Genomic DNA, 14715 nt, shown 5'->3' with positions numbered 1-14715 from the left:
GGAAGAAGGAAAGGAAACGCAATGAATACACCCAGTGGCCTCCAGAAGGTAATCGAGCACTTTCAGCAGAACGGCTGGAAGTTCCAGTTAGAGCAAGACCGCCCTGTGCTGCGGACGGGTTTCGGCGGGAAAAACGGGGCTATCCGCTGCATCATCGTCGTGGACGAATCCGACGACTTGATCCAAGTCATCGCGCCCTTTCCCGAGGTGCCGGGGCACAGGAGCGCAGCCGCAGCCGAGCTCTGCCTCCGGGCCTCATTCGGGATAAAGACCGGCAAGTTCGAGTTCGACCACAGCGACGGCGACCTTCGATTCCAAGCTGCCTCCCACTACGCCAAAGGGGAATTAAGTGACGATCTGATCCGGCACCTGCTGGAGCTCTGCCTCATCATGGCCGATGCCTACCTGCCGGCTTTCATGAAAGTCATTTATACTGACGTCTCGCCCGCCGAGGCGGCTTCCGAGGCCCACGACTGGCTGGCAAGGGGTGGAGAGCCTGTGCCTGGGCCGGAGCTGCAGATGCCTGGAAGGTTCAGCCTGAATTGACGAGGAGCCTTTCGGAGAGAGTGACTCAGACACCAGGGGAGGAGGAACCGGGGAAGCAAGCGGGCGGCGCAGGAGGCAACTTGTGGGGCTGCGGTGGCCAGTTGGCATATCACCACCTGCTTCCGCCGGCCAAGGTCGCCAGGGCCGATTCAGCGCGAAGGCACGTCCCGGTTTCCACAGCCAAGACGAGGGAGATCGAAGCGTTTTCTCAGGTGCCACCCTCAACTGTGTAAGGCAGGGGCACAGATCGGGATCAATCCTAGTGCTCAGCCAGCAGTTGTCGAGCATGCTCTAAGTCATCCATGAGTTCCTCAGCCGATTGATAGCGTTTGGTCGGATCCGTTTGCAGTCCTTTTCGGGCAATCCGGTCTACTGCATGAAACAGACCTTTGAAGTACTCGCTGGCGATGTCGGATATCGACTCCGGGCGTATTTCCTCTGGCTGCTTTTGGGTGATACCTTCTACTAGTATCTTGACGACGCAATACGAATCGAACGCAGGGGAGGCGACCCATCCCTGCCCTTTGGGTGGGGCGTAGGGGTAGGACTCCGGCGCCGGGGTAGGTTTCACATCCGGAAAGGTAATGGCCGTATGGTCGATCAGCATCACCTTGTCCTCGTAAAAGCCTATGTTACCGGGATGCACGTCGTTGTAGACCAAGCCTAGCCGGTGCAGGAAACTCAGCGCTTCCAGTATCGAAATTAAATGGCTAAAGAGCACAAGCGCGTCTTCTTTGCTGAGCACTCCGTTAGGGCGCCGTAACGACCTCAACCACCAGGCCAGCGTTTTAGGTCTGTAGCAGTTCAGCAGTGGATAGTCCGCATTGATGCCGTCCAAGAGAGGCGTCGCGATATAATAGAATCTGGTATCTTCGCAGTAACCGGCCGTCGCGTTCAAAAGGTATGCCGTCCCTTTTGCGGTGCACCAGATGAGCTCGCTGGTCTTTTTCAGTGCCTCGAGTTGTCCTGCCTTATCCGACTTGACCAGCTTGTACACAAGCCTGTGCCCCATAGGACCAATTGCCAAAAACACTGCCGAGAATGCCCCTTCGGCGAGCTTCCTCAGAACCCGCACCCGTGGGCCGAGTATTCGTTGCCCTTCGACCAGATTGGGCAGCCGGGGCCGCTGGCTGGATTTTTCACAGTCGAGCTGTTGCGTTCCGCTCGCGGCTTCTCCGGTCAGCAAAACTTCTTGATCTTCGACCGCATCTCGGGCCGCACGTTGCCCAAGGCGCAGGATTTCTTGACTGGAGCCAACGATTTCCGACAACACTCTCAGGATTGCCCTCACCGTCAGGGGATGGACAAACCTGAACGTTGCATCGGGAAAGGCATCGATGCTCCATTCCTCTGCCTTCTTCCACTCAGCCTTCAGATCTGCATCTGTGATGACCCACGGCAGCAGAGACACCGGTACGACAAACTTGGTTGTCCATTCCACCTTTTTGGTCGTTTCCAGGCGCTCGGGTCCCCCGGGTTTCCAGGCCAGGAACAAGGCTCCAAACTCGCCACCGGATGCCTGCTGGCCGACCTGCTGCAGGCTCTGGTACTCGCGCACCTGGTGCTCGGGCTCCAGCAATACCTTTAAGGCAATCCTCCGCCCCTCGTCCCTATCAACGATCGCGAAAGGGTTCATGCCGCCAGCTCCCCAAAGGATTTCATCTGCCCGTGTTTACCACAAAGCAGGACGTGATACGACACCGGAAAGACCCGATTCGCGGTCGGGCCAAATCGGGAAGCCCGTTGCGCCCCTCGACAAATGCCGGGCCCCCAAGGAACCAGACGTGGGAATCATTGAGCCGTCGAGCCGTCCTCACCACATGCCGAGTCGCTCGGGTATCCGTTCATCTTCCCGATGTAAGTCAAGCGACTCGTTCGGAGCTGCTGCTACCGATCTTTCGGCGGGCATCGTCCCGGCGGAGGTTCCTTGCCCCAACGCCGCTGCAACGGTGTGGCGGTGGATTCCCAAAGCCCTCGCCGCCAGGGATATGTTCTCGTCGAACAATTTGAAAACATGGCAGATGTAGCGGCGCTTAATCTCGCCCAGTGGAAGCGTGTCCTCCGGCCGTTCCGGGAGCAGCACTGCGGAATCAGCCGGTACGCGCTCAAGCAATTGCATCACCTGCGTTCTCAAGACTTCTCCGCTAAGGGGCTTGTGCAGGAATGCATCGGCTTTGTGGAGCACTGCATCGGTGCGGACCTCGAGCCGCGGGCGGCTAGTTGCTACGACCGGCATTTTGGGCCAGTTTTTGCGGGCAAAACTCAGCACCTCAGCCCCGCCCTTGTCCGGGCCCCATTCAAGCACCAGCAGCGCGACTTCTTTCCGTTCCAGTACTTCCAACGCCTCCGAGGCCGAGCCTACAGCAACACAAGACAGCGATCCCTTCGTGAGAGAAGCTCGCATGTACTCCCGCTCGTCTTGATCCTCCTCCACCAGTAAGACCAGACGTTTTTCGGCGGGGGTCTGCTCGGCATTCACTTTTAGGTTTGGATTCATACCACCGTTACAAGCAGTGCGTGTGCCAAGTTGTCGAAATTTTGTCCCTAAATACTTCCTGACGTAAGCAATCCTGACAGATTTCGAATAGTTTGTCGTGGACCGGGCCTCTCAGATGCCTCAAACCTGGCCAGAAACGAGACACCCAGTCCAATTGACGTACGCAAACTCGATATGGACAAGAACGCGGCGGAAGGAGATGAACACGATGTTCGTAGGGGGCCGCTGGGGATTTTGAACAAGCAAATCGCGCTTTTGCTGAAATATAGGTAGTTAAAATACCTGGACATGCCTACTCTATCTAACGATGAAACATCTCACGGCCCGACAACTTGCGGACTACTTTGAAGAGAAGCTAACTCCGAAGGCGGCGGCTCGCCTGGAAGAACATGTGGCCGGCTGCAAGCGATGCGCTGTCCAAGCGCGGCTCGTTCGGTTTTCCCTGTGGACGAAGTCTGTAAGGGCCGCGGCACGGAGGAAACGTGCGGCGTAGTTCGCAGTTATTTCCTAAAACCTGCCTGAAGACGCTTTCGCACGGTGCCGATGATGTTGGTAAGCCCTTGGGACTTGGCACGCGCGGTGCACCATCCTTTGGCGTGAAAGATTTGCTCCAGCGTACAGTTTTCAGGGACCGTCCCCAGCAGGCTGGCATAGCTCGCCCGAGTTTTTCGAGCCATTTTCAGCTCAGCGAAAGTCTTCCGCGCTTCGATGACCTCACGCAACGGTTGTAGGCCGCCTCGAGTAACTTCCAAGCCCAAGATCCCCGCCAGTTCGACCTCCGCTTCCATGAATAAAGCGGCCACGGACCACTGGCTGTTGGCGACCAGCTCCCTTTGGCGCCACCCCAACACTTCGACCATCAGGAAGACCAGAATCATGTCGGGTGGGAGGGGCAGAGAACATATTCGGAACAAGAGTGATTTCGAGTATTCCTGATCGCGCAGCAGCGGTGGTGTTTGTAACGCCGGAGGCACACGTGATGGGCCTCCATCGGTGTCAGAGTCTGAATCCTGAGTATGTGGCAGCGGTAGCGTGGGGAGGTCCTTTGTGATGTCCTCAAGGTATCTTTTTACCGCGATGTCGGCCCAGAAAAAAGCAAACGCCGCGATCGGCGCCTTGGCCGGGTCGAATTGGTTCAGGTGTTGCATAATCAAGCACTTGGCTATGCCCAGTACTTCCTCCGCGGCGTCGTCGGACCCAAGACGACGGCGCAAGTTTTTGTAGATCCGGGAGAGTAGCCTGCGCCACTCTTCATCGCCAATAGGACTAGTGGTTCGATTCATAGGCCCCGTGTGGGCACAAACCATGCCAAGTTTTTGCATCACGGTGGAATTCTGGCCTCTGGTCAAGTATCTTTGGACAACTTCTGGCCAACGACTGGAGGCTTTTTCCCTGACATCGCAGCCTCGCCAACCCCTCCTACCAAACCACGGCAACGAACGGGTTAAGTGAGCCAAGGACGAAAGAGGTCCAGGTCACCAGATGGTCCATCCTCATTGTTTTGAGTTACTTCCGGCGATGGGGGTCCGCCAGAGCAGTGGCGGTCTTGCCCCCCACTCGGGTGCCTGCGGCATCCGAATTCATGGGTAAGCCAAGGGGGTTGCTCGCACGATAACCCAGCCAGACTCCTATGAGACGCTTGCTATACCCCGGTGTGTATCCCATGGGGAGCGCTCCCCATGGGATACACACCGGGGTCACTCCGTGGTCTAGCCGGGGCAACACCGCCCAAACGCGCCGAATACTGGACTTTTGAGATGGTTGGGAGAGGGGCGGCGGCGTAGGATCGCCACCTATCCTTCGGCTCTGCAGACGGTCATTGCCCCTCGAGTAGGTGGAAATGTCATTATTCTGTGACAGGAGGTCGGGATGGACTTGGCGCAGGAGCAGGGGCGTGATGCTAACTCGCGTCTTTTCAAGGGGTAACAAGACGCATTGTCCTTTTCGGCTGGGGCGAAGTAATCGTCACTATTCAGTTGGCCGTCCAAGGACCGTCTAGCGACCATACTGTGGGGAATCCCCTGGCAGCAGAGGTGCGCCCCGCATTCGGAGCCTGGTTCACGCCGGTACGGCAGTAGTCTTGGGACGAAGGTGTCGGCGGCTATCGCCGGTGCTTTCGTCGGCTTTGTTAGCAAGAAACTCAGGCGGGTGCCGTAATCCCTTCTGGTATGAATGAAACTAGAACGGCGGAGACCGAGTCCCAAGCGGCTCTTAGTCTCGTGAAGAACTCCCAGCAGCCTGTATCCAGAGCCAACCAGGACTTCCGGTTCCAGGTCAACCTCCAGGCAATCATTGACTTGCTCTCAAACCATCTCTACAGCGGCCCCCAGGTCTACATTAGAGAATTGCTCCAAAACGCGGTGGATGCCACTGCCGCCCGGTCGGCTCTCGATCCCTCCCACAAAGGGGAGATCTTGATCGAAGTGGTCCCGGGTCGGGAGGGGGTCCCGTCCACGCTCTTGATCGAGGACAACGGCATGGGACTGACCCAGGAGGAAATCCACGCGTTCCTGGCCACGATCGGGAGCAGTTCCAAGCGCAGCGATTTCCAGGAGCAGCGCGCCAACTATATCGGCCAGTTCGGCATTGGGCTGTTGTCCTGCTTCATGGTCACGGACGAAATCGTCTTGATCACTCGCTCTGCGCGGGGCGGTCCGGCCATTGAATGGAAAGGCAAGTCGGATGGGAGCTACACGGTTCGGGTGTTGGAGACCGAGCACGCGCCCGGAACGAGGGTGTTCCTGCGCAGCCGGGCAGACCGGGCTGATTTCTTGAAACCGCCCTTCGTCCGGGACATGGCGGCTCGTTATGGCTCCCTGCTGCCGGTCCCGATCGTGTTGGTGACCGGTGATCGCAGATGCCAGGTCAACGCAGCGTTACCGCCGTGGAAGCAGCGCTACGCCACAGAATCAGATCGCCGAGCGGCTTTTCTGAACTACGGCAAGCGGCTCTGCGGGGTGGATTTTCTGGATTTCATCCCCCTGGAGATGCGGAGCGATGGCCTCGAAGGAGCGGTGTTCTTTTTGCCTCATGCGCAGAATATATCCGCGCGGAGGTCCAACCATGTATTCGTCAAAGGGATGCTGCTGACGGAAGGCGCGGATAACTTGATGCCGCCATGGGCGGTGTTCGTGCGGTGCGTTATCAACAGCACGCAACTGCGCCCGACCGCTTCCCGGGAGGCCATTTACGAAGACGACGCCCTCCTCGCTGCCCGGGAGAGATTAGGGGCGGCGATCCGCGATTACCTGTTGAACCTGTCTGTCAAGAACCCGGAGCGCCTGTTGCAGATCATCGCGATCCACTCGCAAGCGATTATGAGCTTGGCCGCTGAGGACGACGAATTCTGCGAAGTTGTGGGGAGACACCTGCCATTTGAAACGTCGCTTGGCATTATGAGCCTGGGTGAACTGCAAAAGCACTTCCAGGAAATCAACTACGTCACCGGCGAAGAAGAGTTCCGGCAAATCGCGCAGGTGGCTGCGGCGCAGTCGCTCTGCATCATTAATGCCCGACACTACCTGGCGGCGAAACTACTGGAACGCTACGCCGCGTTGTTTCCGGGACAGCCGGTAAGAAGGGTCACCATCCAGGAGTTGACCGCCTCCTTCAGAGACGTTGAGCCTGCCGCGCAGGAGCGCGCGGCCCGTCTTATTGAAACTGCCGCTAGCACCCTCCATCCTGTGAATTGCCGTCCGTCGCTTCGGCGGTTTCTGCCGGCGGAATTGCCAGTGCTTTACACCGCCTCGGAAGCGCGGCGGCTGCAGCGCAGCGCCGAGCAGGCGCGGGAGGCCAGTTCGGAGGTCTGGTCCGGAATTCTGGTGAGCGTTTTTCAAGAATCGGACCCGACCTTTGCCGAGCTCTGCCTGAACTATGAGAACCCGCTGATCCAACGGCTCTTGCGCACCGGCTCCGACGCGGTAGCCCGCCGCGTCGTCGAGGTGCTTTACGTGCAGGCGTTGTTGCTGGGCCAGTATCCCTTGAACGCAGCGGAGATGCGGCTGCTGAATCAAGCGCTAACCGGCCTGGCTGAATTTGCTGCGGGTTGCCGAAAGGAGGGGACATGAACGTGTCAGACGACAGATGGCTCGAAGAGTTGGTTGCGTCCCTTCAAGAGGCGTATGATCCCGGGCCCGACCAACTCGCGCGCTGGCAGGAAGCGGTGCGCCGGGCCGATGCCTCCAATGACCTGAGAAGTGCCTACGCGGCCCGGAAGCAGTTGCACCGCGTCGCGGTTTGCTGCGGCCACACTGAGATCGCGCTGGTCGGCTTCGCCTGGCGGCTGGCACAGTTCGATCTACGCCCGGAGCTATTCGAGCAGGATCTCTTTGAATTACTCTGGGATTACAAATGGAGCGCAAGGTCGCTGTCCAGCTTTCCCGAGATTTCGCGCGCGCAAATCCTTGAAACGCTGGATGATCTGGGTTTGCGTTTGCAGCGTGCCGGTTATAGCCGACGCACAGAATTTTACTGCCGCCGGGACGTCGCCCTGACGTTATGTGACCTGGAGTGCGCGGAGCGCTGGCATGAAGAGTGGCTGAAACAACCGCGAGATCGGATGAGTGATTGCCCCGCCTGCGAGCAAGGCGCTCAGGTCATTTCTCTGCTTTGTTGGAAAAGAGAATCGGAGGCAATTGAGCTTGCCAGCCCGCTGCTCGAAGGGCGGCTGTCCCGTGCCTGGCCGCCTTACGGGCTCATTGCCAGCCTGCTGTGTCCCCTCGTGCGGGCGGGACGCACTGAACAGGCTCGACGGCACCATTTGCGCACCTATCCCAACATCGCGGATCGTTTGCGCTACATCGGTGCTGCTGGAGACCACCTCAGGTACCTCGTGCTCTGCAATGATCTCGACAAGGCTCGCGCGGTATTTGAACGCCATTTCCCTTTGGCCCTCCAGACGCCCGATCCTGCCGACCGTCGAGGATTCTATTCAGATTCGCTCGAACTGTTTGGGCAACTCCGCGTGCATCATCCTCGCACGGAGATTCATCTGCCTCCCGGGTTTTTGGCCACCGCAGGGATCGAGAATCCCTATGCCTGCAGCCTCTGGGAGTGGCTCTCCAGGGAATACCTGGATTTGGCTACCAGGTTTGACCTTCGCAACGGCAACGATTACTTCCGGCGCCACTTCCGTGCGGCGAATCGCGATCGCCTGGACCAAGCGATGGGAGCCCAGTTGCACACCTTGGCAGGTCAGGCGCCATGACGGTTTCAACTGGCACTTCTGCAATATGTAAGTTGGCCATGATTTGCATGATGCACAGTCTTAGGACGAACGGCCTTCAACTCTGTTCCGTCGCAATCACTTCCCAGGCGCGCTACGGACGGAGTGAGCAAGAATTCCCATTCACAGCCGTATATCCCTAAAGGTCTGAGGATAGTGAAACAAACTCAGTAACCTCGTAGCTGGAGCTTCATCGCTATCTTGGCCCCTGGCGTTAACTCAATTGCGTTCCGCCAGGGGTTGCCATTGTTATGTAGCCGGGTTGCGACTGTTTTTCCCCCGCGGCCGGCTGGGCGGGGACTCAGAGCGGCTCAAGGTCCATCGCCGAGCCGTCCAGTTCGAGCTTGAGGATGGAGTCAATCGGGGGCGGGGCGGATTGGTCCGTGGCGCGGCGCAGGAGCAGTTCGGCGCCCTTGGCTGGCGGGTGGGCAGGCAAGGTATCAATGCTGATGGAGATTTGGCGGCCTGATTGGCTGACTCGCGCAGTTCCGCCAGTGAGCGCCGAACTGTGCATGATCGTTCGGGGTATGTTCGTTAGGGTGACGGTCTTTCCGCGGTATCCCAAAAGATGCAGGTAGATAGTGTTGCCTTTGCGGGTGCTGGCAATGGATTTGCCAGGCTTCCAAGGGCCGCCGCGGGTGCCGTAGATGGATTCGCCGTGCTTGCGGAGCCAGGTCCCCATTTCCTCGAGCCGCTTGACCTGGCGCGGCTCGATCCGGCCGTCCGGCATCGGGCCGACGTTGAAGAGCAAGTTGCCATCGCCACCAGCGCAGCGGATGAGCGTCTCGAGGCACTCGGCCAGTGACTTCATTTGGTCATCCGGCTTCCAGGCCCACTGCTTGCAGATGGTGATGCAGCTTTCCCAGGGGCGGTGGTGCTGGAAGGTGCCGATGCGCTGCTCCGGCGTGTCGTGGTCTTCCGGCAGACCATTGCGGTTGTTGATGATGATGCGCGGCTGCAACTCGCGGATCATGGTGTTGACGGCCTCGGCGTCGTAGTCCTGGGCGGTTTTGCCGAGGCCATCGAACCAGAAGATGTCCAGCGTGCCGTAGTTGGTGAGAAGCTCGCGGACCTGCGTCTTGAGGTAGGCCAGGTAGTTGGTGTGGCGGTCAGTGAAGGCGTCCGGGTGACGCCAGTTGGGTTGGGAGTAGTAAAGACCAAAACGCAAGCCGGCACGGTGGCAAGCGCCAGCCAGTTCCCGGACCACGTCCCGTCGGAATGGGCTGTCGGGCGAGGTGATCTTGTAGTCGTCGGCCTGGGTGTCGAACATGCTGAAGCCGTCGTGGTGGCGGCTGGTGAAGACAAGATACCTCATTCCCGCGGCCATTGCGGTGGCAACCCATTCGTCCGCATTGAACCGGCTCGGGTTGAATTGCTTGTAGAGGTTGTCGTAGACCTCCACGGGGATTTGGGTGCCGTGGCCCTTGTAGCCGTGCCGCTCGCCGCCGCGGGACCAGCCGATCTCGGTGCCTTTGAGGCTGACCGGCCCCCAGTGGATGAACAAGCCGAAGCGCGCGTCGCGCCACCATTGGAGTCGTTCGGAGTCGGGGGGAAGAACGGGATACTTGGGGTCCGCGCCGTAGAGGCTAAGGCTGCGCGACAGCGCGGCCGCCAGCAACAGAAGTCTTATTCGCAGGTTCATTTCAAGGCTCGCGTAGCGGCGTCTCGGCAGAGCGCCGCTGATGTTCATAGTTTAAGCCAGCGGCGCTCTGCCGAGACGCCGCTACGGGGCGCCATGAACAGGGTTTCATGGCAGGTAGAATACTTGCCTGGCGTCGGACCAGATTTTCCCTTGGGCGGCGGCGTCCGGCAACGGGTGTTGGCAGGGATCGGTTTCCTTCCACCACCGGCGGGTCTCGGGGTCGGCGGCCATCTGCTTCATGTCGGCGGCGAAGTCCTTGCCGGTGTATTCGAGGTAGGAGAAGAGGTAGAGATTGCCGTCGATCTCCTTCTCGAAGATGGAGTAGTTCTGGATGTGGCAGGCCTTGAGCTGCTTCATCACGCCGGGCCAGGGGTGGGCGTGCAGCTCGCGGTAGTAGGCGGCCTTCTCGGGCTTGAGGCCGGTGACCCAGGCGTAGCGTTGCGGCGCTCGTGGCGCAGTGGCACAACCAGCCACCAAGGCCGCGAGGAGGAGAGCGGAGAGGTGTCTCCGATTGGGCAGGGAGTTAAAGGGCGGCATCAGCGGAAGATTAGGTAGAGCACGGTGAAGGCCGCAAGCACGCAGGCGGCGAGGATGCGGTAATTGCCCAAGCCGCGGCCGCGAGTTTCGCCGCGCAACGGCTCGCGCCAGTCCCCCCACACCAGTCCCTGCGCCTCGGGCTTGAGCGGTTCGGGCAGGAGTTTTGAGGCGCACCACATAATGGCGCAGCACCCCATAAACAGGTAGAACGCGGTCAACATGAAGTCGTTGATCACGCAGCGACAGAAGCCGTCGTAAGCGCTTGCCAGCGCTGGGCTGTTCCGCCCAAGCCAAGCCGCTATTTCGGGCTTCCAGAAGTCCAGCGGGAAGATGGCCGCGCCCATCATCGCCCCGGCCACCAGCGTAAGGAACGCCGCCCGGCCCGAAGCCTTCCTCCAGAACACGCCGAACAGGAACACCGCCGTGATCGGCGGGGCGACATAGGAGATGAGCTTGTTGATGCCGGCAAAGATGGTGTCGTAATGGCCGAACAGCGGCGACATAACGATTGCCAGGACCGTAGCCACGACTGTGGTGACCTTGCCAATAACGACCAGCTGGTGGTCGTTGGTCGCGGGCCGCCAGCGCCGGACGATGTCGTAGGCGAAGAGCGTGGCCGAAGAGTTCAGCGCAGCGGAGCAGGTTTGCATGGCCGCCGCCAGCATGGCCGCGGCAACCAGCCCCTTCAAACCCACAGGCAGCAGGTGGACGAGCATGAAGGTGTAGGTATCAGCGGCCCTGGCTGGGGCCGCGCCGTTGAACAGGCCCTGCTGGACCAGCGCGACGCAGATTACGCCGGGCAGCACAAAGAAGAACACGGGCAGGATCTTGATGAACGCGCAGAACAGCGGGCCGAGCCGGGCCTGCTTCTCGTCGCGCGCCGCCAGCACGCGCTGGACAATAGTCTGGTCGCAGCACCAATACCAAATGCCCAGAACCGGGTAGCCGAGCAGGATTGAGTACCACGGCAGCCCGCTGGGATCGTCGGCGCCGCGGGCCATGTTGAGGAAGTTGGCGGTGGTCGCAGGAAAGCCTTCCGCGCCAGCCAGCGGGTGGGGGTGGGCCGCGAGCGTTTGCGCGAGCGCGGGCCACCCGCCGATCTTTACAAAACCCACCACTGTGATGCAGACCGCACCGACCAGCAGCAACAGTGTCTGAATGCTCTCGGTCCACACCACGGCCAGCAAGCCGCCGAGCATCGTGTAAAGGCCGGTCAGCACGCCGAGCGCAACAATAAAGAACATCAGCGCATCCAGGCCGAGAATAGTGGCCTGCGGGCCGAGGTTCAGAATCCCGCGCAACACCCACGCCGCAGTGTAGAGCGCCACGCCGATATGAATCACGATCGCCGAGAAGAGCGAGACGAAGGCCAGGTAGTCGCGGCAGCGGCGGTTGAACCGGCGCTCTAGGTAATCCGGCAGCGTCGGCACACGCGAACGCAGGTAGAGCGGAGCAAAGAACAGGGAGAGCAGGATCAGCGTAAAGCCCGCCATCCATTCGAAGTTGCCGAAGACCAGGCCGTACTTGTAGGCCGCCTCAGCCAGGCTCACGAGGTGGACGGTGGAGATGTTGGCCGCGAACATGGCCAGCCCGATGATGGGCCAAGTGAGCGTGTTGCCCGCCAGAAAGTAATGGCTGCCCTCGCCGCCCCGCCGGCGCAAGAACCCCGCTGCCACGCCCACACCAACGACCCCCACCAAATAGCTGAGGATGATGGCCCAATCCAAATTGGTCACGGAGTCGCGCATACGCTCAATCGGGCGCCAAATAATCGCCAGCAGAACCGGCTGGAGTCAACTCGCGCGTGGCAGGGCCTTCTCGCTGAGACGGCCACGACACGGCCCGCTGGGGCGAAAGGGCCTTAACTCGGCGGCAGCCAGCGCGCAAGCAGGTCCTGGCAGTTGATGACCTTCTCCGCCAGGTCCACAGGGACGTAGTAGTATTGATTGGAGGCCTCGAAGCCGATCCGTGAATCGCGGGTCTGGATCGTGTGAAGACGGCGGGCCAGCGCCATCTCGGCCTGCAGCAGGCCCTCGAGTTCGGTGCGGACAGAATGCGCGTCGGCCGGGGACTTCGCTTCTTTCAGGCGTCGGCGGGCTAAAACGAACCGGGCCTGGTTGGCGGTGCTGCGGAAGTGAATTGCAGCGGCTTCGCCCACGCTCAATTCCTGCTGCGCGGTTGCGTGCTGCTGCGCACTTAACTGGCTGCGGCAGCTTTGGACCGCGTCGGCCAGGCGGCGGTGCGCGCGCTCGAAGCCGCCGGCCACTTTCTCAAACTGCCCGACGAAGACCTCCGCCGGGTAGACCGCGCGCCAGGCATCCAGATCATCATAAGGAAAGCCCACCATTGAGGCACGATAGCCGGTGGGTTCGCCCCATAGCAGATTTGCCGGGCCGACCTGCATGGGCGCGCTATAGACCAGGCTGCCGTGGAATGGGAACTCGCTGAAAGCGTCGCTGTACTCCTGCCAGGCATGGACCATCGCGGGGGCCAATTGCTTTCCGAAACGCCGCTCCGCCACGCGCGCCATCGCACTCGCCGGGTCTGCTGTCTCGCCTTCCACCGGCGCGGCGCCCATTTCGGCGACTACCTCCAGATTGGGGGATGGATACCCGCCCAACGTCCAGCCCAGCATGAGTCCATTGACGCCAACGCTGCGCAGATTCGCCGCGTGGCGGGCGACATTGGCCACCGCCGGGATGTAGGGGACGGCAGAAAGCTCCCACGTATTGCCACACTGCACTTTGGCGAGGGCGCGCAAGCCCCGGGCGCGCGCCTGGTCCCAGCGGCGCCGGGCGCGGTCGCCAGGCCCAACAGTCGAGATGGAATACTCCCCAATGCCGGTTTCGACGCCGCCACGTTTAATCGGCATCCCCCATTCGCTCACGCTCAGGAAGTTGACCTCGCGCGGAAGCAGCGCGATGACCTGGTCCGCCCATTCGTCGCCCCAGCCCCAATCCCAGGCGATGAGCTTCTGCCCATGGCCGGCCCGGCGGATGCCTTCATAGAAGGTGGCGTTGACTTCTGAGATTACCTCAGCCGGCTTGCGCTGGCCGCAACGCGGGCACGCCTTGCCATTGCCGTGCGACCAGCAATTGCTCAGGTTCTCCGAGCCAGTGATAGTGAAGAACCCCTCCAACCCGGGCGCAGCGCGGCAAATAGTGGCCACCGCTGCGGCCAGGTAATCGCGAACTTCCGGCACACTGGTGCACAAGCTGGCAAATTCTCCTTCCGTCACCCCCTTCAAGCCGGGCCGCGCGGCGAAGAAGCTCAACGTGCGGGCGCGCGGCTCGTTGAGGTAGAGATAGACCCCCAGGCCGTGCCGCCGCGCTCGCTCGATCAGCAGGCGCAGATTCTTCAGCCGCGTCTCGAAATGCTGGCTTTGGCGAGCATCCCACGGAAACGGGGCGAGCTGGGTCAGGACCGCCTGCAGCCAGATTCCATCCACACCCGAGGCTGCCAGGCGGGCGAGGTAACCGTCCGGGTAAGGGTCCAGCGCGGGGTCGAGCAAGGGATCGCCGTAGAGCGCAAAATAGGAGTAGCAGTAGCGCGGGGAGAAGGCGCTATGGCCCGCGCGTGGGCCTTCGCCCGCTTTGGGCGGCCGAGACAGTTGTTTCACGAACTCGAACAAGGGTTGCTCGGGTTGTCCCACTCCTTCGGGGAACTGGGCGCGCAGCACTGCGGCAATCTCTGCGGCGCGGGCGCGGGCGCCGGGATCGGGGGGACGGTACAGCAATCGCTCGCACTGGGGTTTGAGGTTGCCCAGCTTGACGTAGAGGAAGTCGTCCTCGCGCAGCGTGAAGGCCATCTGTTCGGCCGTCCAGCCGAGGAGCTGCAAGAGTTGCTCGTATGGGAGCAGATGCCAGTTGCGGCGGATCACTGTCAACGCGGAGCGGCGCTGCTGGTCAAGGGTAATGCGCGGCGGGCCTTTCAAGCCCATGCTCCGGCCCAGGCGGACGATGTCGCCGGCGCTGGCGCTGACAACCTCACCCATGCGTCTGGCGGGCACCAGTTGCCAGTTGCGCCACACGAACGCATGCAGGCGGTCGGGAAAGTGCGGCGCGGGCACCGGCTGGGGCGCGTTGCCGCGGGGAAGCGCGGCGGCCGTTTGGACGGCCTTTTCCTCGATTGTCGCACCCTTCGCCCAGCCCGCTGTCAAGCCGCAGCTCGCCAATCCGCAGCCACCGACAGCGAGGGAGGCGGACTTGAGGAACATCCTGCGATTCAGAGTGCCGTTAGATTGGTTACGGCTTGAGGTCATAGTGGACA

Annotated in this window: 10 protein-coding genes; 3 read left to right on the top strand and 7 right to left on the bottom strand. The window is 60.8% G+C overall.

Features of this window, described 5'->3' with window-relative positions; genetic code table 11:
• The first annotated feature begins 21 nt into the window (after positions 1 to 21).
• Positions 22 to 546 (top strand): YbjN domain-containing protein, encoded by a 525-nt coding sequence (locus P5205_11090; protein ID HSA10902.1) that lies wholly within the window; start codon positions 22 to 24, stop codon positions 544 to 546.
• 259 nt (positions 547 to 805) lie between these two features.
• Here P5205_11090 and P5205_11085 read toward each other — a convergent pair whose 3' ends face one another.
• From P5205_11085 to P5205_11075, 3 genes are all read right to left on the bottom strand, one after another.
• Positions 806 to 2182: a hypothetical protein gene (locus P5205_11085; protein ID HSA10901.1), complete on the bottom strand. Its 1377-nt coding sequence runs from the start codon at positions 2180 to 2182 to the stop codon at positions 806 to 808.
• Between the two features lie 177 nt (positions 2183 to 2359).
• On the bottom strand, positions 2360 to 3043 hold the full coding sequence (locus tag P5205_11080; protein ID HSA10900.1) for a response regulator: 684 nt from the start codon (positions 3041 to 3043) through the stop codon (positions 2360 to 2362).
• A 500-nt stretch (positions 3044 to 3543) separates the two neighbouring features.
• Positions 3544 to 4326, bottom strand: coding sequence for a sigma factor (locus P5205_11075; protein ID HSA10899.1), 783 nt, complete (start codon positions 4324 to 4326; stop codon positions 3544 to 3546).
• 885 nt (positions 4327 to 5211) lie between these two features.
• Between P5205_11075 and P5205_11070 the strand changes: the two genes are divergently transcribed.
• Together P5205_11070 and P5205_11065 are read left to right on the top strand one after the other, a co-directional pair.
• Positions 5212 to 7110 carry an HSP90 family protein gene (locus tag P5205_11070; GenBank protein ID HSA10898.1) on the top strand — a complete coding sequence of 633 codons (1899 nt, stop codon included), beginning with the start codon at positions 5212 to 5214 and terminating at the stop codon, positions 7108 to 7110.
• A gap of 2 nt (positions 7111 to 7112) precedes the next feature.
• A complete protein-coding gene (locus P5205_11065; protein ID HSA10897.1) occupies positions 7113 to 8249 on the top strand; it encodes a hypothetical protein in 1137 nt (378 codons plus the stop codon).
• 319 nt (positions 8250 to 8568) lie between these two features.
• Here the strand turns inward: P5205_11065 and P5205_11060 are convergent, their stop codons facing one another.
• The 4 genes from P5205_11060 to P5205_11045 form a co-directional block, all read right to left on the bottom strand.
• Positions 8569 to 9957, bottom strand: a complete 1389-nt coding sequence (locus P5205_11060) for an alpha-L-fucosidase (protein ID HSA10896.1) — start codon at positions 9955 to 9957, stop codon at positions 8569 to 8571.
• Positions 9958 to 10014: 57 nt separating this feature from the next.
• Positions 10015 to 10386: an L-rhamnose mutarotase gene (locus P5205_11055; protein HSA10895.1), complete on the bottom strand. Its 372-nt coding sequence runs from the start codon at positions 10384 to 10386 to the stop codon at positions 10015 to 10017.
• A 59-nt stretch (positions 10387 to 10445) separates the two neighbouring features.
• The gene (locus tag P5205_11050; GenBank protein HSA10894.1) at positions 10446 to 12194 is read right to left on the bottom strand and encodes a sodium/solute symporter; all 1749 of its coding nucleotides are present in this window, start codon (positions 12192 to 12194) and stop codon (positions 10446 to 10448) included.
• Between the two features lie 113 nt (positions 12195 to 12307).
• A complete protein-coding gene (locus tag P5205_11045; protein ID HSA10893.1) occupies positions 12308 to 14707 on the bottom strand; it encodes a hypothetical protein in 2400 nt (799 codons plus the stop codon).
• Positions 14708 to 14715: the final 8 nt, after the last annotated feature.

Source organism: Candidatus Paceibacterota bacterium (genome assembly GCA_035452965.1).
In the GTDB taxonomy this organism is placed as follows: Bacteria; Verrucomicrobiota; Verrucomicrobiia; order Limisphaerales; family UBA8199; genus UBA8199.
Note: the sequence above shows the minus strand (reverse complement) of the source record. Positions and strands in the feature narration are given on the sequence as shown.

Excerpts from the sequence above, each read along its gene's own strand:
- P5205_11080 (HSA10900.1), bottom strand. The coding sequence starts at position 3,043 with ATGAATCCAAACCTAAAAGTGAATGCCGAGCAGACCCCCGCCGAAAAA.
- P5205_11090 (HSA10902.1), top strand. The coding sequence starts at position 22 with ATGAATACACCCAGTGGCCTCCAGAAGGTAATCGAGCACTTTCAGCAG.
- P5205_11070 (HSA10898.1), top strand. The coding sequence starts at position 5,212 with ATGAATGAAACTAGAACGGCGGAGACCGAGTCCCAAGCGGCTCTTAGT.
- P5205_11045 (HSA10893.1), bottom strand. The coding sequence starts at position 14,707 with ATGACCTCAAGCCGTAACCAATCTAACGGCACTCTGAATCGCAGGATG.
- P5205_11085 (HSA10901.1), bottom strand. The coding sequence starts at position 2,182 with ATGAACCCTTTCGCGATCGTTGATAGGGACGAGGGGCGGAGGATTGCC.
- P5205_11050 (HSA10894.1), bottom strand. The coding sequence starts at position 12,194 with ATGCGCGACTCCGTGACCAATTTGGATTGGGCCATCATCCTCAGCTAT.
- P5205_11060 (HSA10896.1), bottom strand. The coding sequence starts at position 9,957 with ATGAACATCAGCGGCGCTCTGCCGAGACGCCGCTACGCGAGCCTTGAA.
- P5205_11075 (HSA10899.1), bottom strand. The coding sequence starts at position 4,326 with ATGAATCGAACCACTAGTCCTATTGGCGATGAAGAGTGGCGCAGGCTA.